Genomic DNA, 21,576 nt, shown 5'->3' on the forward strand with positions numbered 1-21,576 from the left:
GCGACTCTCACGATTCCGGGGGTCATTGCCTGTGCGGCACGAGCTACGTGCGCTGCGGATCATCCCCATACCGCGCGAGGCGGCATCGCTTCAACCGGACGCGGCCGGGCGGCGGCAGGCTCGGCCTCTCCGGCGGCGCAGCTCGATGAATCGATCCGGATTCGTGGCGTGCTCGTCACACCGAGTGCCGGGATTCGGCGGCGAAGGTCACCGAGACGGATCGAAGTGAACGGCCGAATCGGCATTCCGCCGTTCGCGCCGGATCGAAGGCGAACGGGGCAGCCGTCCGCGCGGCCGCTCGCAGGCGCGCTGCGAGCGGCGCCCACGAGGGAGCGGGCCTGCCCCGCCCCGGCGCCGGGCGAGCGGTCGTGACCGCGCCGAAACGCCGGAACGGAGTCGAGGTCAGTGATCGTCGACATGCCCGTCGTGGACGGCGTGCCGATGCCCGTCGTGGACGTAGTCGACGTGATCACCGTGTGGCACCGAGACGTGTCCACAGCCCTCGCCGTGCTGGTGGCTGTGTGCGGAGTGCTCGATGTGCATCGCGGGATCGCACTCGTCGAAGTGCCCGTCGTGCGTCCGGTGCAGGTGTCCGTCGTGCGCATAGTCGACGTGGTCGCCGTGGGGCACGGCGACGTGCCCGCAGCCCGTCCCGTGCTCGTGCTGGTGGCCGGGGTGCTCGACGTGGGCGGTAGTCATGATGAACGCACCTCACTTGTCCTCGTGTTCGCGGCGGCCGCCGTCGGGCCGGGCAGGAGTCGACCCGATGACGTCCCTCACACCTAACGCTAGCTGGCTATATAGTCACATGCGCATGTCTCACCCCAACGTGTGACGGGGCGTGAGTTCAGGCAGGCTGCGCACGACCGTGGTCCGAGGCGCGGGACTCTCCGTTGCCTGCGATCCGCGAATCTCGATCCTGCCCCGAGCGCAGCGGGGCGGGACTCGGACACGGACCCGACGAGCCTGATGTCGGCCGGTCGGCGCGACCAGGCAGACTCCCGCAGGTCGACGCGCCGGGCGACCGTCCGAGGACGAGCCGAGCAGGCAGGCGTCCCGTCGGGGGGAGCCGCCGCGCCACCGATGCATCAGGTCCGTGGCGGTCGCTGGTCGTCGCCACGGCGGCCCCGACCGAACCGCACCGTGCCGGACCACACCGCACCGCGCCGCGAGGGCGTCGCGGGGACGTCGAGTCGAGAGAATGCGAACCGCCCGCCCACGGCGCGGGAGGGGCGGGCGGGGGACGAGCCGGTCTCTAAGCCGGATTCTGTCGTCGAACCGCCTCGCGGCGACTCGACCGGCGACCATCCATCTAGGCCCGCCGTCGCCGACGGGCTCCAGCAGCCTACCCGCGAGCATCGGGCGGGCCGCCCTCGAACGCTCGCGCAGACGCCGTCACCGACGTCCTCTTGGCCTTGCTCCGGGTGGGGTTTACCTAGCCACCCCGGTCACCCGGGGTGCTGGTGGTCTCTTACACCACCGTTTCACCCTTACCCGACCGCGCCTGCAGGCACGGCCCGGCGGTCTGTTTTCTGTGGCACTGTCCCGCGGATCGCCCCGGGTTGCCGTTAGCAACCACCCTGCCCTGCGGAGTCCGGACTTTCCTCGACGAGGTCACCCCCGTCGCGGCCGCCCGACCGGCTCGTCCAACGGCCGATTCTAGTCCCCCGATCCCGGCTGTCCGACAAGGGAGTGGAGATCACGCCGCCGCCGGAGCGTCGGATCAGCTCAGATGGGAGATGTCGTTGACGAGTCGGACCGAGGCGTTGCCGTCCGGGTAGAACTCGGCGATCGAGAGCGAGGCCAGATCGAGGTGCAGCCGATAGAGCAGCGACGGGCCCGCGTCCAGAGCCATCCGCAGCAGCGCCTTGATCGGCGTCACATGGCTGACCACGATCACCGTCGCCGCGCCGTGCGTGCTGATCAGCTCGTCCCTGGCCCGCCGCACCCTGCGATGGACGACGTCGAAGCTCTCGCCGCCGGGCGGCCGCACCGAGGGATCGCGCAGCCAGCGGGCGTGCTCCTCGGGATCACGCTCGGCCGCCTCGGTGAAGGTCAGCCGCTCCCAGTCGCCGAAGTCGGTCTCGATCAGGCCGGGATGCGTCACCGGCTCGGCCGTCCCCAGGGCTGCGGCGATCGCCGATGCGGTCTGCCGAGTCCTCGCCAGCGGCGACGTCACCACCGCCGTGTTCGCGTCCACGCCGTCCAGCCCCGCGAGCCGCCGCGCCACCGCCGCCGCCTGGCTCGCACCGAACTCGGTGAGGTCGACGTCGCCTCGACCAGAGTAGCGCCGGTCCACCGAGAGGCTGGTCTGCCCGTGCCGGACCAGCAGCAGCTTGGTCGGCGTGCCGCTCGCGCCGTTCCACCCCGAGGGCCGCGACCTGGCCGCGCCGGTCGCCGTCGTCCCTGCGGCGCTGCCCGCGCCTGCCGAGACGGAACGCGCCGCCGGGGTCGCCGCACCCGCGCCGTCGGCAGGTGCACCGCCGCGTCCCCGGCCCGCACCGTTGGCCTGCTCGTCCATCGCCCGGTTGGCCAGGCGGTCGGCGTGGGCATTGCTCGCCCGAGGAATCCACTCGTACCGCACCGTGGAGAAGGCACCCGCGAGATCCCGGGCCTCACGCGCCAACGGCGCGAGCTGCGGGTGCTTGATCTTCCATCGCCCCGACATCTGCTCCACCACGAGCTTCGAGTCCATCCGCACCGCGACGGTCGACACGCCCAGTTCCGACGCCGCCCGCAGGCCCTCGATCAGCCCCCGGTACTCGGCCACGTTGTTGGTGGCGATGCCGAGGCCGCCTGCGCGCTCGGCGAGGACCTCGCCGCTGACGCGATCCTTGACGACCGCGCCGAAGCCCGCCGGGCCGGGGTTGCCGCGTGAGCCGCCGTCGGCCTCGACGATGACGTCGGCACTGCTCACAGGCCGGACTCCACCGTACGGACCAGGATCACGCCGCACTCGTCGCACCGCACGACCTCGCTGGGATCCGCGGCCTTCAACTTGCTGACGGCCACCCGGTCCAGCTCCAGCCTGCACGCGCCGCAGCGCCGAGCCCGCAGCAGCGCGGCGCCGTTGCCCTTCTGCGCACGAATCCGCTCGTACAGGGCGAGCAGATCGGCAGGCAGGCCGTTGGTCAACGTCGCCCGGCGCTCGGCGTGCCTGCTCTCCTGGGTGCCGAGGTCAGCGAGGAGCTCGTCACGGCGGCGGGTCACCACCGCCAACGCCTCCCGGCTCTCGGCGAGCCGGTCCTCGGCGAAGCGCACGTCGGTCTCGGCGGCCTCGGCCCGCTCCATCACCTCGAGGAGTTCGTCCTCCAGCACGCCCTGGCGGCGGGTCAGCGTGTCGAGTTCGTGCTGGAGGTCGACGACCTGCCGAGCGCCCACCGTCCCGGCGTCCAGCAGCTCCCGGTCCCGTTTGCCCCTGGCCCGGACCTGGTCGATCTCCTTCTCCTGCCTGGCCAGCTCCCGCCGAAGGTCGCTCAGCGCCGTCTCGGCAACCACCTGAGCGTCCTGCCTGGTCCGCACCGTGTCCTCGGACTCATCGATCTCGGCGTGCTCAGGCAGGTTGGTGCGGCTGTAGGCGACCCTGTTCAATTCGGTATCGACATCGGCCAGGTCGAGCAGCCTGCGCTGCGTGGCGGGATCGGCTTTCACGCGGGCGTCCTCCAGGTGTGCGGGCGCGCTGACGGTTCAGGGTCGCGAGCGATCGCCGGGCTCGTGGAGATTCCACGGGTCGGTTCGACGCTGCGAGACGTGGACTTCGACGGTACTCTGCGTCGCCGCGCGGATGACCCGGGCCGCCTGCGCGCACCATGGCCACTCCCCCGCCCAGTGCGCCACGTCCACCAGAGCGGGAGCCGCCCCACCGGGAACCGTCGCCATGGCGGCGTGCTCCCCGGCCGGATGGTGTCGGAGATCGCTGGTCACGTAGGCGTCGACGCCCAGAGCGGCGGCGGTGCTCAAGAACCCGTCGCCCGCGCCGCCGGACACCGCCACGCGGCGGATCGGACGATCGGGGTCCCCCGAGGCACGCACTCCCCAGGACGTGGTCGGCAGCGCGTCGGCGACCCGGCGGACGAAGCGGGCGAAGGGCTCGGGCTCCGCCAGCTCGCCGACCCGGCCGAGGCCGAGCAGCGGTGTCTCGGCGGTCGCGCTCCGGTGCGGGCGCAGCGCCGCCGTGACGGGCAGGCCGATCGCCTCGGCGAGGGCGTCGGACACTCCGGGCACGGCGGTGTCGGCGTTGGTGTGGGCGCAGTACAGTGCCACGCCGCCGAGGAGCATCCGATGGATCAACCGCCCCTTCGGCTGGTCGGCAGGCACTCCGTGAACGCCGCGCAGCAGCAGCGGGTGGTGGGCGACGATGAGCCCGACACCGCGTTCCAGCGCTTCGGAGACGGTGTCCTCGGTGGGGTCGACGCAGAGCAGCACCCGGTCCACGGCGGAGGTCGGATCACCGCAGACCAGGCCGATCGCGTCCCAGTCCTCGGCGTACTCGGGCGGGTACGCCCGCTCCAGCGCGGTGATGACGTCGGCGACGGTGGCGCTCACGGACGGTCCCCCTTCACGACATTCGCGTGTCGCGCAGCAGATCGGACAGGGCCGCGCACAGCAGGCGGGTCCGCTCGGCAGACCGCACCGCGACGCGAAGATGATCCTCGGTCAGTCCGGGAAAGGTATCGCACCGACGGACCGCGACTCCCCGCTGACGCAGGCCCCGGCGCACCCCGGCTCCGTCGGGCACCGTCAGAAGCAGGAACGGGGCCGAGGCAGGCTGGTGGACGCGTAACGCGGCGAAGACGGTCAGCTCCTCGATCATCTCCCGGCGACGGGCGGCGAGATCGCCTGCGGCGGCCTCGGCCTCGGCGACCGCCGCAGGCGAACAGCAGGCCTGGACCGCGACGTGGACCAGGCTCCCGACCGGCCAGTGCGGTCGACGCGCGGCCAGCCTGGCCACCAGTGCCGGCGCGGCCAGGGCGTAGCCCGCCCGCAGCCCGGCCAGCGCCCAGGTCTTCGTGAGGCTGCGCACCACCACGAGCCCGGGGACCTCGCCGTCGCCTGCGAGTGACTCGGCCTCGCCGGGCACGACGTCGATGAAGGCCTCGTCCACCACCAGGGTCCGCCCAGGACGGGCCAGCGAGCGGACGACCTCCGCCGGATGCAGCACCGAGGTGGGGTTCGTCGGATTCCCCAGCACGACGAGATCGGCGTCGGCCGGGACGAGTTCCGGCCGGAGGCGGTAGCCGTCGGCGGCGGAGAGCACGACCCTGCTGATCGGCACCCCCGCCTGACGAAGCGCCAGCTCGGGCTCGGTGAAGGAGGGGTGCACGACGGCGGCGTGCCGGGGCCGCAGTTCAGGGAGCAGTGCGAAGCACTCGGCGGCGCCGTTCAGCACCAGCACCTCTTCCGGCGGCCTGCCGTGTCGCGCGGCGACGGCGGACCGGGTGGCGGCGTCCTCGGCGGGCGAGGGGTAGCGGCCGAGGTCGGCAAGGCCCGCGGCGAGTCGGTCCCGTAACCAGCGCGGCGGCGCGTCGAGCCGGACGTTGACGGCGAAGTCCAGCAGGCCCGCCGTCGCCTCGACGTCGCCGTGATGGCGCAGCGCGGCGAGGCCGGGCTCGGGGTCGGACCGGTGCCCGACGGGGAGGGGCCTGTCGACCGATGGCGCCCCGCTGCCGTGGTCGGCCCGATCGCGCTCGCGGGCCGGGGCGGCCGCCGGTGGGCGGGCGGCGGCCGCCGGGGACGGCAAGCCGTGCCCGACCGCCGGACCGTGGTGCCGATCGCCGCTGCTCATCGGCGGGAGTCTAGGCACTCGCCGCCCGGAGGTGCCGCCATCGAAGCTGTGGTGCGCACGACAGAACGCCGGGGTGGCGCGGCGCAGGAGAGCCGGGGGCTCGACGGCGCGGCTCGGCACGTCGCCCGCGCAGACCGGAGGAGCGGCCCGATGCCGCGAGCCGTTCAGGCCGTCTCGAGGGGCGGTCCGACGCCGCCGCTGTGCGGTCTTGCGGCGGGACGGCCCGGCGCTGCCTGTGCAGTGCAGGCACCCGTGCGGAACAGCGATGGATCGACGGCGATGGGCAGCGCGGGACCGAGTCGCCTGCCCGCGCCCGAGAACCGGGAACGCGCTCACGGTGATCGGGGCGGACACGGGCTCACCGCCGATCCGCCACGAGACGGGCTCGTACCTCCATCAGCGCGAAGCCGAGCAGATTGAGCCCCGGCCACCGCGACGGCCGGGTGGCCGCGTCGTCCTGCGCGGCCAGGCCGATGCCCCACACGGCGTCGAGCGGGCTCGCCTCCACGAGAATCCGGCTGCCGGTGGAGCGCAGGAACACGGCGGCCTGCTGCTGGGCGGTGAACTTCGCGAGGTTGCCTGCGACGACGATCTGCTCGCGGTGGGCGTCCCACTGCTCGGCGTCGAAGGCCCGGACCTGGCGTCCGAGCCGTTTGGCCTCGCCGGGATGACCCGCGGCCATGATCTGCTCGGCGACGACGTCATCGCCGAACAGCCGTGCCTTACGTTCCATCATGTAGTGCTCGGCCGTCGGATAGCGGCGCCCGTCGGCGGCGAAGTCGCCGAACCACCACTGGCTGAGGCACTCCGCTCGCACGTCGCCGTCCGCCCGTCGGAGGCCGTTCCAAAAGAAGACGAACCGCAGATTCTCGTCTGCCGACTCCCGCCGACGCAGCTCGGCGATCCTCGGGTCCACTCGCGCGGGTCGTGCCTCGGTCATGATCGACGACGCTAGGACACGCGGGGCATCGGCCGCGAGCGATTTCGACCGGCCTCCGCCGGGGGCGGTTGCGGCCCGCACCCGCCGCGACCACCGCCGGGCGACGTGGCGGGCGCCGGGAGCCTCGCGGTGCCAGCAACGCCGTGACGTACCGTGAGTCCGTGCGCTACCGGTTCCTGCTGCAGCCGGGATGGATCACCATGACCGTCGCCGTCCTGGTGTTCGCAGCCATCTCCGTCTTCATGCTCTCGCCATGGCAACTCGGTCGTCACGACGACAAGCTGGCCCAGAACGAGGCGATCGAGCGATCCCAGAGCAGCGAGGCCGTGCCGCTCGACACGATCGTGCCGCCCGACGCCGCGCCCGGCGAGGACGCGGTGTGGCAGCAGGTCGCCGTCGAGGGCCGGTATCTCCCCGAAGGGGAGACGGTGGCCCGGCTCCGCTCGGTGCACGGCGAGCCCGCCTACGAGGTGTTGACGCCGTTCGCGCTGACCGACGGCACCACGGTCCTGATCAACCGAGGCTTCGTCCGTCCCGATGACGAAGGCCGAGTGCCCGACGTCCCCGGGGCGCCCACCGAGTCCACCAGCCTGACCGCCCGCGTGCGGCTGGACGAGAACGACACTCGCAGGCGGGCGGCCTTCGAGGAGGACGGCAGGCTGCACGTCTACGCGGTCAACTCCGGCACCGTCTCCGAGGCGGTCGACATCCCGCTGCGGGCCGGTTACCTCCAGCTGACCGCCGACCAGCCCGGCGGCCTCGGCGCGCTGCCGCTGCCGAGGCTGAACTCCGGGCTCAACCTCGCCTACGGACTTCAGTGGGTCGCGTTCGGTGCGATGGCCCTCGGCGCGCTGATCTTCTTCATCTGGCGGGAGGCCCATCCCAAGCCGGAGGCGGGATCGGCGACCACCGACGAGACGGCGGAGCCGCCCGAGGGAAGCCGGACATCGACCCGGTCAGCGCTGCGTGCCGCCGCGTCGGAGCGCCCCTCGGCGACGCGGACGACGACGGAGACCCTGGCCGACCGCTACGGCGGTCGCCGCTGACAGCACGCCCGCGACGGCGCCGATCACCCGGGACAGCTCCACGCCCCGCGTGACGTCGCCCGCGTCGGGCGTCCGGCCGTCGCCGAGCATGGGACGTTCCTCGGCGCCGTGGTGATAGACGGTCCGACCGCCCAGCCGTACTTCGAGTGCCCCGGCGAAGGCGGCCTCCACCTGGCCCGCGTTGGGGCTGGGATGCGCGGTCGCGTCCCGACGCCAGGTGCGCCACGCGCCCTGCGCCGAACCCCCGACGACCGGAGCGCAGAGGCTGGTCAGCATCGCGGTGGCCCGGGAGGGCACCAGGTTGGCCAGGTCGTCGAGCCGCGCCGAGGCCCAGCCGAACTGGCGGTAGCGCGGTGATCGGTGGCCCACCATGGCGTCGAGGGTGTTGATCGCGCGGTAGCCCAGCAGGCCGGGCACTCCCGCGACGGCACCCCAGAACAGCGGGGCCACCACGGCGTCGGAGGTGTTCTCCGCGATGGACTCCACCGAGGCCCTGGCCAGGCCGGGGCCGTCCAGCGAACCGGGATGCCTGCCGCAGAGCCTCGGCAGCGACTCACGGGCCTCGGCCAGCTCACCGGAGTCCAGCGCGCGTGCCATCGTGGTGCCCTCCTCCGCGAGCGAGGCGCCGCCGAGGACCGCCCAGGTGGCCAGCGCGGTGGTGGCGGCCTCGGCCACCGGACTCAGCCTGCCCAGCCGTCGGGCGGCCAGGCCGACGGCCACGCCCCCGCCGACGAGCACGCCGGTGAAGACCACGCCGGACGACCGTCGATCGCGATAGATCCGACGCTCCAGCGCGCCTGCGACCCGGCCGAAGCCCGCCACCGGATGTCCTCGTCGTGGGTCACCGAAGGCCGCGTCCGCAGCCACGCCCAACAGCAGACCGACCGCGCGACCCGCGTTCACTGTTGCCCCCTCGTTCGTCTCGTCCACTGCCTCGTCATGCCGTCGACGACTCCGCTCGATCGCTGATCACGCTGTGCCGCCGCCAGTCCGGAAGCCCCCGAATCGGGGACGCCCGTTCTTGTGATCGAGCGGTCGACCTCCGTGCGGCCGTCCGCCCGGATCAACGATGATCATCGTGCCCCCTCGGGCGGCGGTCGACGGTGCCACCCGTCTGCGGGGTCCAGCCCGGTCGGCGCGACTGCTCGACCTCGCCCGTACAGGGTCCCAGACCGGCCGGTGGCCCCGTCATCGATCGGGCGAAACAGTCGACGCCGACCTGTCCCGGCGACTCCCGTCCAGAGTCTCCGACACGGCGCACCGACGTCTCCTCGGCGGGGTCGCCATGCACCGCAGCCCCGCAGGCAGACCGGTTCTTCTCGAGCGGACCGCCGTTCGTCCGCGCGGCCCGCCACTCACTCCACTGCGCGGCCCGCCACTCACTCCACTGCACGGCCCGCCACTCACTCCACTGCACGGCCCGCCACTCACTCCACTGCACGGCCCGCCACTCACTCCACTGCACGGCCCGCCACTCACTCCACTGCACGGCCCGCCGTGGTCGCCCCGTCGCGCCGAAGCCGCGACCGGTCACAACGCGGGCAGCCGGGTCGATCATTCCCGGCGCCGGCGAGCCCTGGTCGGCCGACCCGGCCGTCGGCGAGTCGCCGCCGCGCCGCCCGCCGACCACCGAGCGAGGTCCGCAGGTCGACGCCCCGCCCCGTACTGCGGCCCGGACGTCCACGCGGGACGCCCACGACGCAGGCGAGGCCCGGCAGACAGACCCTCGTCCACAGGGGACGGCGACCATCCCGCCCACCACGGCGCCCCGACGGACGCCACGCCGCTGCCTGCCGACTCGGCGGGGACGTCCCGCCACGCACCGCAGGCCCCGGGAGCCGCGAGGGTCGCCGTCGTCGCGGTCGGGGCCCGACGACGTGTGATCCGCCGCACGCGGATCACCGGCGGCAGGCGCCTGCGCCTGCATTCTTCGCGCCTCCCCGCACCGATCGGCGCGGCGAAGAAGGGCAGGCGAGGGGCCTGGCGCGTTCGGCACCATGCCGGGTCCGCTCACTCGCGGTAGGGGGTGGCGGCCTGCCGACCCGACCCGATTGTGCGGGGTGAGCTGCCTCTATCGTGACCTGCCGTGACCGAAGTCGAGCCGCCGCCGTCGCGAGCCCCGATCCCCGGTGGCTCGACGGAATCCGAGGCGACCCCGCGGGACACGACGAGCCCCACCGGCGCGCATCGCGACGGCAGGCCGGGGTCCGGCCGCACAGCAGACGAGCGTCCTCGGAACGGCGCGGCGACGGACGGGCCGAGCACGGGCCCGGCGGACCCCGGATCGACGAGGGCGGGCCTGCCGAGCGAGCGGCAGGCCGAGACCTCGGACGTCGATCCCGCCGGTCGACTCCAGCTCTTCGCCTACCTCGGTGCACGTGACTATCGACGTACCTATCTGGCGATCATGCGGCTGTTCGCGGGCACCCTGCTCGCCGACCTGTCCGCAGGCGAGGTCGCAGGCGCCCTGGCCGGTGTGGAGCGGGCGGGCCTGATCGACCCCGGCGAGCATCACGTGGACACCGTGATCTCGCGCCTCCGCCAGCTCGTGGAGTGGGGGAATCTCGTGCACGGCAGGCGGGAGACCGTCGCCGCGAGCATCGCGGAGTTCCAACACGGCAGCGTCCGATACCAGGTGAGCAAGCTCGCGGTCCGGGTGCAGCGGGACGTCGACGAGCTGCTCGCCGTCCCGGAGGGCGCCCGCGAGGTCTCCCGCGAGCTGCTGCCCGCGATCGAACGGGGGCTGCGCGGTCTGGGTGCCACCCTGAGCGAGGCGCTGACCGCCGAGCACGGCGACGCCGGATCGCGACGCCTGCTGAGCAGGCGCGAGCTGCTCGCCGAGCAGGTGACCACGCTGTTCCTCCAGCATGCCGAGCTGGCGGCCACCGTCCGCGACTTCTATGCCTACCTCGGGCAGGTGGTCACCCGCCATCAGCTCGACTCCGAGGAGCTGTCGGGCTTCCGCGACCTGCTCGTCGACTACATCCAGATGGTCGTGGAGGACGTGCTCCGGCACACCCCGAACATCGGCGGGCTGCTGGCCAGGCTGGCCCGCTCGCGCGGCGAGCTGCTGCGGCTGCTCGGACCGACCGAGGGCTGGGACGCCGGGCTGGAGCGGTCCAGGGGCCGGTCGGCCTCGGACTGGCGGGAGCTGACCGACTGGTTCGTCGACCGCGCCGGTCGGCCGAGCCAGGTGACGGCCTTGCGGGAGGCCACGGCCCGCGCGATCGGCACGCTGCTGGCGGGCGTCAAGCGAGCCACTGCGGGCGCGGGCACGCTGCCCGGCAGGCGAGCCGAGCTGCTCCGGCTGGCCTCCTGGTTCGACGCGAGCGACCGCGAGCAGTCGGCGCGGCTCTACGCGGCGGCGTTCGGCCTGTACTCCGCGCGCAATCTGCTCCCGCCGCCGGAGCACGACGGCGACGACGAGCACACCGCCTGGCGAGACGGCCCGGTGATCGACGTCTCGGTCAGCGTCCGATCCCGTGCGGACCGAGGCGCCCGAGGCCGCACCTCGCGGGTCGTGTTCGATCCGATCACCGAGCAGACCCTGCTCGCTCAGGCCCGCCAGGACGCGCGAGCGCATCAGGCGGCGGTGGACGAACTGGCCGCCGCCGCACCGAACCTGGCCGACGCGACGCTCTCGCCGCAGGCGCTGCGGGTGGTCTGCGATCTGCTGACGCTCGCGATGGCGAGCCGGGACAGCAGACAGGACGCGAGTTCGGTGGCCGATCCGGTGCACGGACTGCGGTTGACCGTGACACCGCAGCCGGGGCGACACACCACGCTGACCGGCACGAGCGGCAGGCTGACCCTGCACGACACGATCGTCACGCTGGCCGCAGGCGAGGACGGGAATCGAGACGCGGCAGGCCGAGCGGGTACCGGCGGGCGGCCGCGATCGGCGCGACCCGTCTCGACGGTCGGCGCACCGACCAGGCCGGCCGTCCCGTCGGCGGCGCAGGCTGCGGCAGGGGTCAGCGAGGCGGGGGCTGACGAAGCAGCGGTCGACAAAGCAGCGTTCGACAAAGCAGGGCACCACCCGGCAGCCGCCGACGAGCCGAGTCCTGCGGCGGCCGGGCTCGACAGTGCGGCACCCGGCGAGACGACCCCGGCCGAGTCCTCGGCGGCTCCCGCGACGGCCGCCCCGGAGCAGGCGCACCCCGCAGCCGAGCGGCCGACCGCAGCGACGACGGCCGTCGAGTACCGCTCCACGGTCGACGGCCCCCACCCGCCGAGTTCCGCGACGGACCGGCCGACCAGCGAGGCACAGCGATGAGCGGGCGCGCGACGCGGAGTCGGGGCAGCGGCGCGGCCGGGCTCGCCCTGCTGGACGGACTGTCCGACATCGACGCCGCCGACGTCGCCCGGTGCGCCAGAGTGCTGCTGCGCAGGCCCCTGCTGCGGGCGAGCGGCCCGGACGGCGACCTGCTGCCGCTGATCCACCGGCATCGGACGCTGCTGGTGGATCTGTTCACGACGCTGCTGGGGTACCGACTGGTGGTGGAGCGCCGCTTCGCCCGGCTCTACAAGACCGGGCCCGGCCAGGACGCGACGCGGGACGAACCCACGCTCTCGCCGCGAGGCCATGCCTACGTCGCGCTCGCGCTGGCCTGTCTCACGGGCGCGGGACGGCAGGTCCTGCTGTCGCGACTGGTCGACGATCTCCGAGGGGCGGCGGCCGAGGCGGGCATCAAGGTGACCGACGACATCGCTGATCGTCGCGCGCTGACCGCCGCCCTACGGCTGCTGCTGAGTCTCGGCGTGATCAGCGAGACGGAGGGCACCGTCGCGCCCTGGCAGCAGGACGGGCCCGCCGAGGCATTGATCACCATCGACACCGATCTGCTCGGGCTGCTGGTCAGCGGGCCGCTCGGCGAGGCGGAGACCCCGGCCGACCTGATCCGGCTGGCGGCCCGTCCCGGCGCGCGCGGCGTGGAGCACTCGGTGCGGCGCAGGCTGGTCGAGGACCCGGTGGTGCTGCACTCGGAGCTGTCCGATGAGGAGTCCGCCTGGCTGCGCCGCAACCAACGGCGCGAGTCGCTGCTGCTGGACCGCGGCTTCGGGCTGCTCAGCGAGATCCGGCTGGAGGGCGTGGCCGTCACCGACCCCGAGGAGTACCTCACCGACGTGGCGTTTCCCGGTGCGAGCACGGTGTCGCGCATCGCGCTGCTGGCGCTGCCGGTGCTGACGGACCTGCACGAGGCACGCGCCGACGGGAGCCGTCCGGTGACGACGGCGGAGGTGCGCCAGGCCTGCGACGAGCTGGTCACGGCGTTCCCCGCCGCCTGGTCGCGGGGCGCGACGGAGGATCTCGACGGCCTGACCACCGAGGTCCTGCGCTTGTTGATCAGGCTGCGGCTGGCCCGACGGGACGAGGACGATCCGGCGGGCTGGCTGCTCTCCCCCGCCGCGCACCGTTGGCTGCCGCAGCCGGACGACGCGCCGGGGCGCCCGACCGAGGCACCTGAACCGAGTCCGGCCCCGCAGGCCGACTGGTCCCTGTTCGACGAGACGGAAGGTCTGATGTGAGCGAGTCCGGTCGGTGGCGGCTGCATCGCGGCGGCATCGTCAACATCTGGCAGTACGCCGAGCAGACCTTCGATCTCTCCGGCGGCCGGGCCATCTTCCAAGGCACCAACGGGTCGGGGAAGTCCCGCACGCTGGAGCTGCTGCTTCCGCTGTGCCTGGACGGGGATCTGCGGCAGCTCGGCTCCAAGGGCTTCGACACGGTGAGCATCCGCAGGCTGATGCTCGACGACTACACCGGTGGTCCGAACCGGATCGGCTACGCCTGGGTCGAGCTGGCCAGGACCGCACCCGCCGGGCCCGAGAAGGACCCAGCGGACCAGGACGGCGCCGCCCCGGACGCACTCGAGTATCTGACCTGCGGAATCGGGGTCAAGGCCTCCAAGACCTCCCAGCAGATCACCGACTCGTGGCGCTTCATCACCACGCGGCGGATCGGCGTCGATCTACGGCTGGTCGGCGTCGACGAAGTGCCGTTGAGCGCGGCCGGGCTGCGCGACGTGCTCGGGCCGGACTGCGTGCTCGACGAGAGCACCTTCCGGGCCAGGGTGGCGGAGCTGGTCTATCGACTTCCTGCCGCCCGCTATGGCGACCTCCTGCATCTGCAGCGGACGCTGCGCAACCCGGACGTGGGCCTGAAGGTGTTGGAGGGCCAGCTCGAACAGATCCTCTCCGACGCGCTCCCGCCGTTGGACACGACGCTGGTCGAGTCGCTGGCGGGCTCGTTCGACGACCTGGAGGCGATTCGGGAGAACATCATCGGCCTGAGCACCGCCGACCGAGCGCTGAGCACCTTCGTGGCGGGCTACTCGGGGTACGCGGCGGGCTCGCTGCGCAAGCTTGGCAGGCAGATGAGCGCCGCCGCCGAGGAGCTGGCCGCGCTGCGCGCCGAGCTGGCCGACCTGGAACGGCGCGGTGACAAGGCCTTCGCCGAACGCGAGGCGGCGGCGGGCACGGTGCGGCGGCTGGAGACCGAGGAGAGCGAGCTGGAGGTGCGCATCGACGGCATGAAGTCGATGCCCGCCTATCAGGGACTCCGGGATCTGGAGGACCGCGAGGCGTTGGTGGCGGCGGGCCGGGCCTCCGCGCAGACGGCGTTGGAGACGGCGGGCAGGCAACGCGGCCAGGAGGATCGCGCCGTCGACGCCGTCCTCGGCGTGCTGCGACGGCTGCATCAGGACGCCTCGGCGGCCCGGGAACTGGCCGACGCCGCAGCCGCTCGACTGGCGGCGGCGGGGCTGGACCCGAGCCTGTGTCCGACCGTGCCGCCCGCTCCGAGCGTCGACGTCGAGGTGCGGCACGAGCCGGTGCTGGCCAAGCCCGACCCCGGTTCGGAGCCGCTGCCGGTGGAGCGCAGGCACCTGCCCGCGTTGTCCCCGGAGATGCTGACCGACCAGCTCCAGGCGGCGGCAGGTGTCGCAGAGCGGGCGACGGCGGAGACCCGTCGGCGGGTGGCGTTGATCTCCAGCCTGCATCAGCAGGCCGCCGAGGCGGACCGGGCCGGTGTCGCCCTGGCCCAGTCCCATCGGGACGTGCGGGCGGCGCAGGTCGCGGCCACCGAGGCCGCCGGGCGCCGTCATGAGGCCGATCAACGGCTCGGCGACGCCGCCGAACGCTGGCGGGACCGGGCCAGGGCGTGGTTCGAGTCGGCGTCGCACGCGCCTGCGGGCGAGCGGTTCGATGCACTGCACACCGTGCCGGAGCTGCCCTCGGCGGCCGACCTGCAACGGGATCTCGCCGCGCCGCGTGCCGTGCGCGACGCCGCCCGTGCCTGGTGCGCGCCTGGCGTCGCCTCGGCCGCTGCGCGGACGGCGGCGGCGCGGGGCGAGCTGTCCAGGGTGCGCGGGGCGATCGAGCAGCGGGACCGAGAGCTGGCGGGCACGCGGTCCGGTGAGCGGCACCGCCCGCCGACGGCGGGCTGGGTCGAGCACGACCAGGATGCGACGCGGGGCGCCCCGTTCTACCGACTGGTGGACTTCCGGCCCGAGGTCGAGCCTGCGGACCAGGCAGGGCTCGAGGCGGCCTTGACCGCATCGGGTCTGCTCACGGCGTGGGTCGACGCCGCGGGCGCCGCCCGCCTGCCCGCCTCGGCCGAGCTGCTGGCGGTCTCCGACGGAACCACGCTCCCGCCCGGCCGGACCCTGGCGGAGCTGCTGATCCCGGCCGACGACGGCGATTCGCCCGTGGCGGCCGAGGTGGTCGAGGCGCTGCTGCGGACGGTGAGCGTCGACACGCCTGGTTCGGGTGCGGAGCCGTCGACGAGCCTCACCGTCTCGACCTCGGGCCGCTGGTCGGCGGGGGTGCTGCGGGGCGCCTGGCACAAGGACGCCGCCGAGTACGTCGGCGCGGGCGCCCGCAAGGCCGCGCGGATGCGGCGGATCGTCGAGCTGGAGGACGAGCTGGACGGCCTGCGCGGTGAACAGGCCGCCGCAGAGCGGGCCCTCACCGAGGCGGTCGACGCCGAGGCCGAGCTGGTGGCGCGGGTGGAGTCCTTCCCGGACGACGGGGAGTTGATCGCGGCGCACGCCTCGGCAAGCAGCGCGCGGGGCGTCGCGGACGAGGCTGCGACCCGAGCCGAGTCGCTGCGGGCCCGCCATCGGCTCACGGAGCAGCGCGAACAGGCGGTGGCGGCGGAGCTGGCCAGGGCGGGCGCCTCGGCGGGGCTGTCCTCGGACAGCGCCGAGCTGGCCGCCGCCCGGCAGGCCGCCGAGCAGGCCAGGGAGACCATCGAGCGGCTCGCCGAGTCGCTCAGCCAGCGGGCGGTGCGCACCGTGGCAGACCTGGCCGAGGGCCTGCGTCATCTGCACGCCGCCGAACAGGATCGTGTCGAGGCGGAACGACAGGCCGAGCAGGCCTGTTCCTCCCATGCCGAGCAGGCCGCGGCACTGGCGGAGCTGACCGACGCGGTCGGCCGCGAGGCAGGCGAGGTGGCGGACCTGCTGGCCGCATTGGAGCAGCGGCGCGTCGACTGCCGCGCGGAGCTGCCCGCCGCCAGGGAGCGGGTCGCCGCGCTGCGGGAGCGGGCCGCGAAGGTCGCGACGCTGACCGAGACCCGGCAGGCGCAGCTCGACGGTCGGGCGGCGCAGGAAGAGCGGGCGACGGCGGCGTTCCGCGAGTCGCTGCGCACCCCCGGCCTGTGGGCTGCTGCGGTGGCCGAGGCCGGGCAGGACGTCCCGCGAACTCCGCCCGCCGACCCGGCCGAGGCGCTGCGGCTGCTCGGCGAAGGCCGGGCGGGCGCGGCCGTCTCGGAGGCGTCGGTGATCGGCAGGCTCCAAGCGCTCCAGGCCGCGCTGGCAGGCACCCACGACATCCAGGCCACCGAGCAGGCAGGCGTGCTGTGCGTGACGGTGAGCAGTGCCGACGGGCCCCGGCCGGTGGCCGAGGCGGCGAGTCGCGTCGCGGAGCAGCTCGGCAGGCAGCGCGGCTTCCTCGGCGAGCGATACCAGACGATCTTCTCCGACTACCTGATCAGGGACCTCGCGGAGCGCCTGCGGGGTCAGATCGCGGTGGCCGAGGACCTGTGCCGACGGATGAACGACGTGCTGGATCGGGCCCGATCGAGTCAAGGGGTGCACGTCCAGCTGGAGTGGCGCCCGTCCGCCGCGCTGGACGAGCCGACGAGGCAGGCCCTGGAACTCGTCCGCACGCCCTTCGCCGACCGCGACGGCGGGCAGGACGAGGCGCTGCGGCGAGCGTTGACCGAGCGGATTGAGGCCGAGCGCGACACCAGGACCGGCGGCTATGCGGAGATCCTCACCAGGGCCTTGGACTATCGAGGCTGGCACGCCTTCACCGTGCGGGTCCGCGACGACGGACCGGACGGCAGGCCCCGGGTGCGCAGGCTGCGTCAGCTGTCCTCCGGCGAGACCCGGCTGGTGTCCTACGTGACGTTGTTCGCGGCGGCGGCCTCGTTCTACGACGCGGTCGGGGCGGCGGGCACCGAGGAGACGACGGTGGAGCCGCTGCGGCTGGTACTGCTGGACGAGGCCTTCGAACGGCTGGACGATCCGACCATCGCCCGGATGCTGGGGCTGCTGGTCGACGTCGACATGGACTGGCTGATCACCTGGCCGAGCGGCTGGGGGGTGTCTCCGAAGATTCCCCGGATGCACATCTACGACGTGCTGCGGCCGAAGAGCGGCGGCGGACTGGCCTGCACGCACACCACCTGGGACGGCCGAGACCTGACCGGACAGGACAGATGATCACGCTGAGTACGCCTCCAATCGCGAAAGGTCAACCATTCGCTTGAGAATCACGCGAATGTAGGAAACGTTTAGCGACGTACGGCAAGCTGACCCTCGGCACGGTGGTGATGGGGGTCTCCGCCGCGTCGTCGGACCCGGTGGGTGACGACATTGTCGTCGGGTCTACCGCCGGGGGCGGGCAGGCAGGCCGAGCACGGGGCCCGTTTCGCGACCCGCGTCGCGTCGCCGCCGCCCGCTCCCGAGAGCGGTGTGATCACCTCGTCGACCACGGGACGAACCGGTCACCGCGTGCGCATTCGGATGAGGCAGCTGTGATCGGGCGAGTGCCTCGCCGGGCTGCTGCCCCGAACCGCTGTCCGATCGAGCCGTCCTGCCTGCCCGTCCCGGGCACACCAGGCAGGCCGACCGGCCGACTTCACCGCCCGGAGACCGCCGGTCCCGTGCTCGGCGGCCCGAACACGCCATCCGAGTCCGGGGCGTGGAGCAAGTCTGCCGCGCACCCTTCGCCGAACAGCCGGCCCGCCCGCTCGACGCCCCCGGGAGCCGCCCGGCGTGTCGGCCGCCCCGCTCGGCGTGTCGGACAGCCCCGTAGGCGCGTCGGCCCCGTGGCGCGCTCGGGCGGTCCGCAGGCCGAGCCGAGCCGAGCATCCCCCCGGACGGGGACCGACGTCGCGCCGCGTCCACGCGGGCGGACTACGCTCTCCCCTCGATGAGCACGGGCGAGGGCAAGCGACGGGACGACACTCCGGCAGAGTCTGCGGAGGGTCCTTCACCTGCGAAGACCAGCCGGAAGGCAGGCAGGCGGGAGACCGTTCGCCGGGTCAGGAGACTGATCTTGTTGATCACCATTCCGGTGGCGTTGCTGTGGGCCGTGGACACGGCGGGCGGCCTGCGCGAGCGGGAGACGCCGCCGACGGACACGGCTCAGGAGGAGGTGAGCGAGCCGCTCACGACCCCGGCCGACGTTCCCGGCGCGCCGGAGGCACGTTCGGCGCGTCCTGGCGCGTCGCCGGGCGTCTCGGCACCCCCTCCCGAGGTGGGTTTCGCTCGCGAGACGGAGGTGTGGAGCGCGGATCGGACGCTGACGGTCGTCCCCGGCGAGGGCCGGGTGTACGGCGACGGCCCGCTGCGCCGCTATCTCGTGGAGGTGGAGGACGGACTGCCCGGCTATCCGAGGGCGTTCGCCGAGGACGTCGAGCGCACCCTGGGCGACGAACGGAGCTGGAGCAACGAGGGCGCCATGTCCTTCCAACGGGTCGATGCCGAACCGGTCGACTTCCGCGTGACGCTGGCCTCTCCGGAGTTCACCGACGAGCTGTGCGCGCCGCTGAGTACGAACGGCGAGGTCTCCTGCTTCAACGGCACCCGATCGGTGATCAATCAGAACCGCTGGGTCAGCGGTGTTCCGCACTTCGACGGCGATCTGGAGAGCTACCGGATCTACGTGATCAATCACGAGGTCGGGCACGCCCTGGGCTTCGGACACGTCAACTGCCCCGCCCCCGGTGCCCTCGCCCCGGTGATGCAGCAGCAGACCTACGGCCTGCAGGGCTGCGAGCGCAACGGCTGGCCGTTCCCGTGAGAACCGGGCCCTAGCCGGGCCGGTTGATCGACGAGCCTGCGGTCGCCTGAGTGATCAGCGCTCGCGGACGACTGATCGGGTCGCGGTAACGTCACGGCATGGCGCAGCGAGTCGTCGACACGATCACGGCCTACTGGGCTCTCGGGGGCAGCCGATCCGCGGTCGACGGCGGCACGGTGGTCTCCCATCCGGGGATCGCGCCCCACCCACTGGGCGACTTCCTCCAGCTCTCGGCCGAGACCGGCGCCGATCGGCTGCCCGAGGTGCTGGCGGCCGCCGAACGCCGGACCGGCCGGGTCTGTTCGACGGTTCGGCTGCACCCCGCCGGGCGGCTCGACGTCGAGCCTCGGCTGATCATCGAGGGCTGGCAGGGAGACTCGGAACTCCAACTCGTGTGCGACGGACCGCTCACCGTTCCCGACGGCGCCGCGTCTGAGGTCGACGTCCCCGGCCTCGAGGTCCGACCACTGCGCGAGGCCGACTGGCCTGCCGTGGCCCGGCTGTTCCGGCTCGACCACGAGGAAGAGGACCGGGCGGCGGGCGTGCAGACGCGCCCCCACGAGGTGACGGACGCCGCCGTCGGGCTGCGGCGGGAGCTGAGCCGCCACGCGGACTTCCAGGTGGCCGCCGCAGGCGAGACGGTCGTCGGTTTCGTGGTCTCCGCGGCGGGGGAAGGCGGTCTCGGGATCGTCGAGGACGTCTTCGTCCGATCCGACCACCGCCGCCAGGGCATCGCGACCGCCCTGATCGTCGCGGCCGTGGCACAGGCCAGGCGACGAGGCGCACGCGAGCTGCTGATCGCCGCCGATCCGGACGACCATCCCAAACACCTCTACGCCAGGCTGGGATTCCGCCCGACCCTCGTGACCTGGTCCTACAGTCGGCCTGCACCACAGACCGAGTCCTGACCGACCGGGAGGTGCCTCGGCGGGGCGTCCGGTCCGCGTCGACCAGGGCAGCACCGACACAGCACGATCGGCGGCGAAGCCGACGGACGACGTCCGGCCGGTCCGCCTGCGCCCAGCGCAGGCCCGTCGCTCCTGCTCAGGTCGAGCGACCAGGACCCGAGCGATCGCCAAACCGGGCCTGCGCCAGCGTCGAGATCGCTCCGAAGGCGCTCACCCGCCAGGCCGAGCCCCTGCGACGCACGTCACCGCCGCCCCCGGCGGAGAGGGGTTCTGAGAGAACCTCCCGCCCGGGGCGGCGCGATGGTTCCGTGGTGAAGGCGTCCCACGTCCGCTGCGGCGCTCGAGCCGCCTGCGGCCCGACCCCGCCGGACGAGCACGGACGCGCCTTGTCGCACCCCCGAACATCACGAAGGACTTCGATGACCCTCGTACCCGCCTACACCGCCGTCTCGGCCACCGACCCGCTCACGCCCGGGATGATCTCCCGCCGGGAGGTCGGTCCTCGGGACGTGCTGATCGAGATCGCCTGGGCAGGCGTGTGTCACTCCGACATCCACACCGTCCGGGGCGACTGGGGCGACGTGCCCTACCCGCTCACCGTCGGGCACGAGATCGCCGGGACCGTCACCCAGGTCGGCGCCGAGGTCACCCGCCACCAGATCGGCGACCGCGTCGGCGTCGGCTGCATGGTCGAATCGTGCCGAGAATGCACGAACTGCCTGGCAGGCCAGGAGCAGTACTGCCTCGCCGGGTTCACCGACACCTATAACGGCACCGAACCCGACGGCTCCATCACCCAGGGCGGTTACTCCTCGCACATCGTCGTCGACGAGCACTTCACGCTGCGCATCCCCGAGGCGATCCCGTTCGAGAAGGCCGCCCCGCTGCTGTGCGCGGGGATCACCACCTACTCGCCGCTGCGACGCTGGAACGCGGGCCCCGGCAAGAAGGTCGCCGTCGTCGGCCTCGGCGGCCTCGGACACATGGCCGTCCAGCTCGCCCATGCCCTCGGCGCCGAGGTCACCGTCCTCTCGCAGAGCCTCCGCAAGAAGGACGACGGTCTGCGCCTCGGCGCGGACCACTATCACGCGACCAGCGACCCGGCGACGTTCGAGGAGCTGGCGAACACCTTCGACCTGATCGTGAACACCGTCAGCGCCCCGCTGAATCTGGACGCCTATCTGGGACTGCTCACGCTGCACGGCACGCTCGTGAACGTCGGCGCCCCGCCGGAGCCGGTCCCGGTGACCCTGTTCACGCTCTTCGAGAACCAGCGGTCCTTCGCCGGGTCGAAGATCGGCGGGATCGCCGAGACCCAGGAGATGCTCGACTTCTGCGCCGAGCACGGCATCGCCCCGGAGGTCGAGATCATTCGCGCCGACCAGATCAACACCGCCTGGGAGCGCGTCCTGGCCTCGGACGTCCGCTACCGATTCGTCATCGACATCTCCACCCTGGCCTCCTGAGCAGGCCGGGATCGCCGGGGCGGCGGCGTCAGACGAGAGCGTGGCTGCTCTTTCGCGCGCCCCGGCGGGCTCGGACGTCGCAGACGACAGCGTCGGCGTCGAGCAGCGGCGGGGG

14 protein-coding genes and 1 other RNA gene are annotated in these 21,576 nt (G+C 73.2%); 7 read left to right on the top strand and 8 right to left on the bottom strand.

The window, feature by feature from the left end:
* Nucleotides 1–402 precede the first annotated feature (402 nt).
* The 7 genes from UA74_RS25400 to UA74_RS25430 form a co-directional block, all read right to left on the bottom strand.
* Nucleotides 403–699, bottom strand: coding sequence for a hypothetical protein (locus UA74_RS25400; RefSeq protein ID WP_075742487.1), 297 nt, complete (start codon nt 697–699; stop codon nt 403–405).
* A gap of 541 nt (nt 700–1,240) precedes the next feature.
* An RNA gene (gene rnpB, locus UA74_RS25405) (RNase P RNA component class A) lies at nt 1,241–1,645 on the bottom strand.
* A 78-nt stretch (nt 1,646–1,723) separates the two neighbouring features.
* Complete coding sequence (locus UA74_RS25410; RefSeq protein ID WP_075742488.1) at nt 1,724–2,917, bottom strand: bifunctional RNase H/acid phosphatase; 1,194 nt, start codon at nt 2,915–2,917, stop codon at nt 1,724–1,726.
* Nucleotides 2,914–3,651: a zinc ribbon domain-containing protein gene (locus UA74_RS25415; protein WP_075742489.1), complete on the bottom strand. Its 738-nt coding sequence runs from the start codon at nt 3,649–3,651 to the stop codon at nt 2,914–2,916. Before UA74_RS25415 ends, UA74_RS25410 begins: the two co-directional genes overlap by 4 nt.
* A 36-nt stretch (nt 3,652–3,687) precedes the next feature.
* Entirely contained in the window at nt 3,688–4,545 is an 858-nt protein-coding gene (locus UA74_RS25420) for a Nif3-like dinuclear metal center hexameric protein (protein WP_075765616.1), read from the bottom strand.
* A gap of 13 nt (nt 4,546–4,558) precedes the next feature.
* Nucleotides 4,559–5,785 carry an Rv2231c family pyridoxal phosphate-dependent protein CobC gene (gene cobC / locus UA74_RS25425; RefSeq protein ID WP_083683627.1) on the bottom strand — a complete coding sequence of 409 codons (1,227 nt, stop codon included), beginning with the start codon at nt 5,783–5,785 and terminating at the stop codon, nt 4,559–4,561.
* Nucleotides 5,786–6,143: 358 nt separating this feature from the next.
* Nucleotides 6,144–6,725 (bottom strand): NADAR family protein, encoded by a 582-nt coding sequence (locus UA74_RS25430; protein WP_075742491.1) that lies wholly within the window; start codon nt 6,723–6,725, stop codon nt 6,144–6,146.
* Between the two features lie 161 nt (nt 6,726–6,886).
* On the opposite strand from UA74_RS25430, the gene UA74_RS25435 reads away from it, so the two are divergent.
* Entirely contained in the window at nt 6,887–7,771 is an 885-nt protein-coding gene (locus UA74_RS25435) for an SURF1 family cytochrome oxidase biogenesis protein (RefSeq protein WP_083684156.1), read from the top strand.
* Here UA74_RS25435 and UA74_RS25440 read toward each other — a convergent pair.
* Nucleotides 7,682–8,674 carry a cobalamin biosynthesis protein gene (locus UA74_RS25440; protein ID WP_075766336.1) on the bottom strand — a complete coding sequence of 331 codons (993 nt, stop codon included), beginning with the start codon at nt 8,672–8,674 and terminating at the stop codon, nt 7,682–7,684. The two genes, UA74_RS25435 and UA74_RS25440, sit on opposite strands and share 90 nt — an antisense overlap.
* A gap of 1,183 nt (nt 8,675–9,857) precedes the next feature.
* Between UA74_RS25440 and UA74_RS25450 the strand changes: the two genes are divergently transcribed.
* The 6 genes from UA74_RS25450 (at nt 9,858) to UA74_RS25475 (ending at nt 21,461) form a co-directional block, all read left to right on the top strand.
* On the top strand, nt 9,858–12,047 hold the full coding sequence (locus UA74_RS25450) for a DUF2397 domain-containing protein (protein ID WP_232237452.1): 2,190 nt from the start codon (nt 9,858–9,860) through the stop codon (nt 12,045–12,047).
* Complete coding sequence (locus tag UA74_RS25455; RefSeq protein WP_075765620.1) at nt 12,044–13,300, top strand: TIGR02678 family protein; 1,257 nt, start codon at nt 12,044–12,046, stop codon at nt 13,298–13,300. Before UA74_RS25450 ends, UA74_RS25455 begins: the two co-directional genes overlap by 4 nt.
* Entirely contained in the window at nt 13,297–17,502 is a 4,206-nt protein-coding gene (locus UA74_RS25460; protein WP_075765622.1) for a TIGR02680 family protein, read from the top strand. Before UA74_RS25455 ends, UA74_RS25460 begins: the two co-directional genes overlap by 4 nt.
* 712 nt (nt 17,503–18,214) lie before the next feature.
* On the top strand, nt 18,215–19,087 hold the full coding sequence (locus UA74_RS31180) for a DUF3152 domain-containing protein (RefSeq protein WP_083683628.1): 873 nt from the start codon (nt 18,215–18,217) through the stop codon (nt 19,085–19,087).
* 98 nt (nt 19,088–19,185) lie between these two features.
* Nucleotides 19,186–19,995 carry a GNAT family N-acetyltransferase gene (locus tag UA74_RS25470; RefSeq protein WP_075765624.1) on the top strand — a complete coding sequence of 270 codons (810 nt, stop codon included), beginning with the start codon at nt 19,186–19,188 and terminating at the stop codon, nt 19,993–19,995.
* A gap of 419 nt (nt 19,996–20,414) precedes the next feature.
* Entirely contained in the window at nt 20,415–21,461 is a 1,047-nt protein-coding gene (locus UA74_RS25475; protein WP_075742496.1) for an NAD(P)-dependent alcohol dehydrogenase, read from the top strand.
* The last annotated feature ends 115 nt before the right edge of the window (nt 21,462–21,576 follow it).

Source organism: Actinoalloteichus fjordicus (genome assembly GCF_001941625.1).
Lineage (GTDB): Bacteria > Actinomycetota > Actinomycetes > Mycobacteriales > Pseudonocardiaceae > Actinoalloteichus_A > Actinoalloteichus_A fjordicus.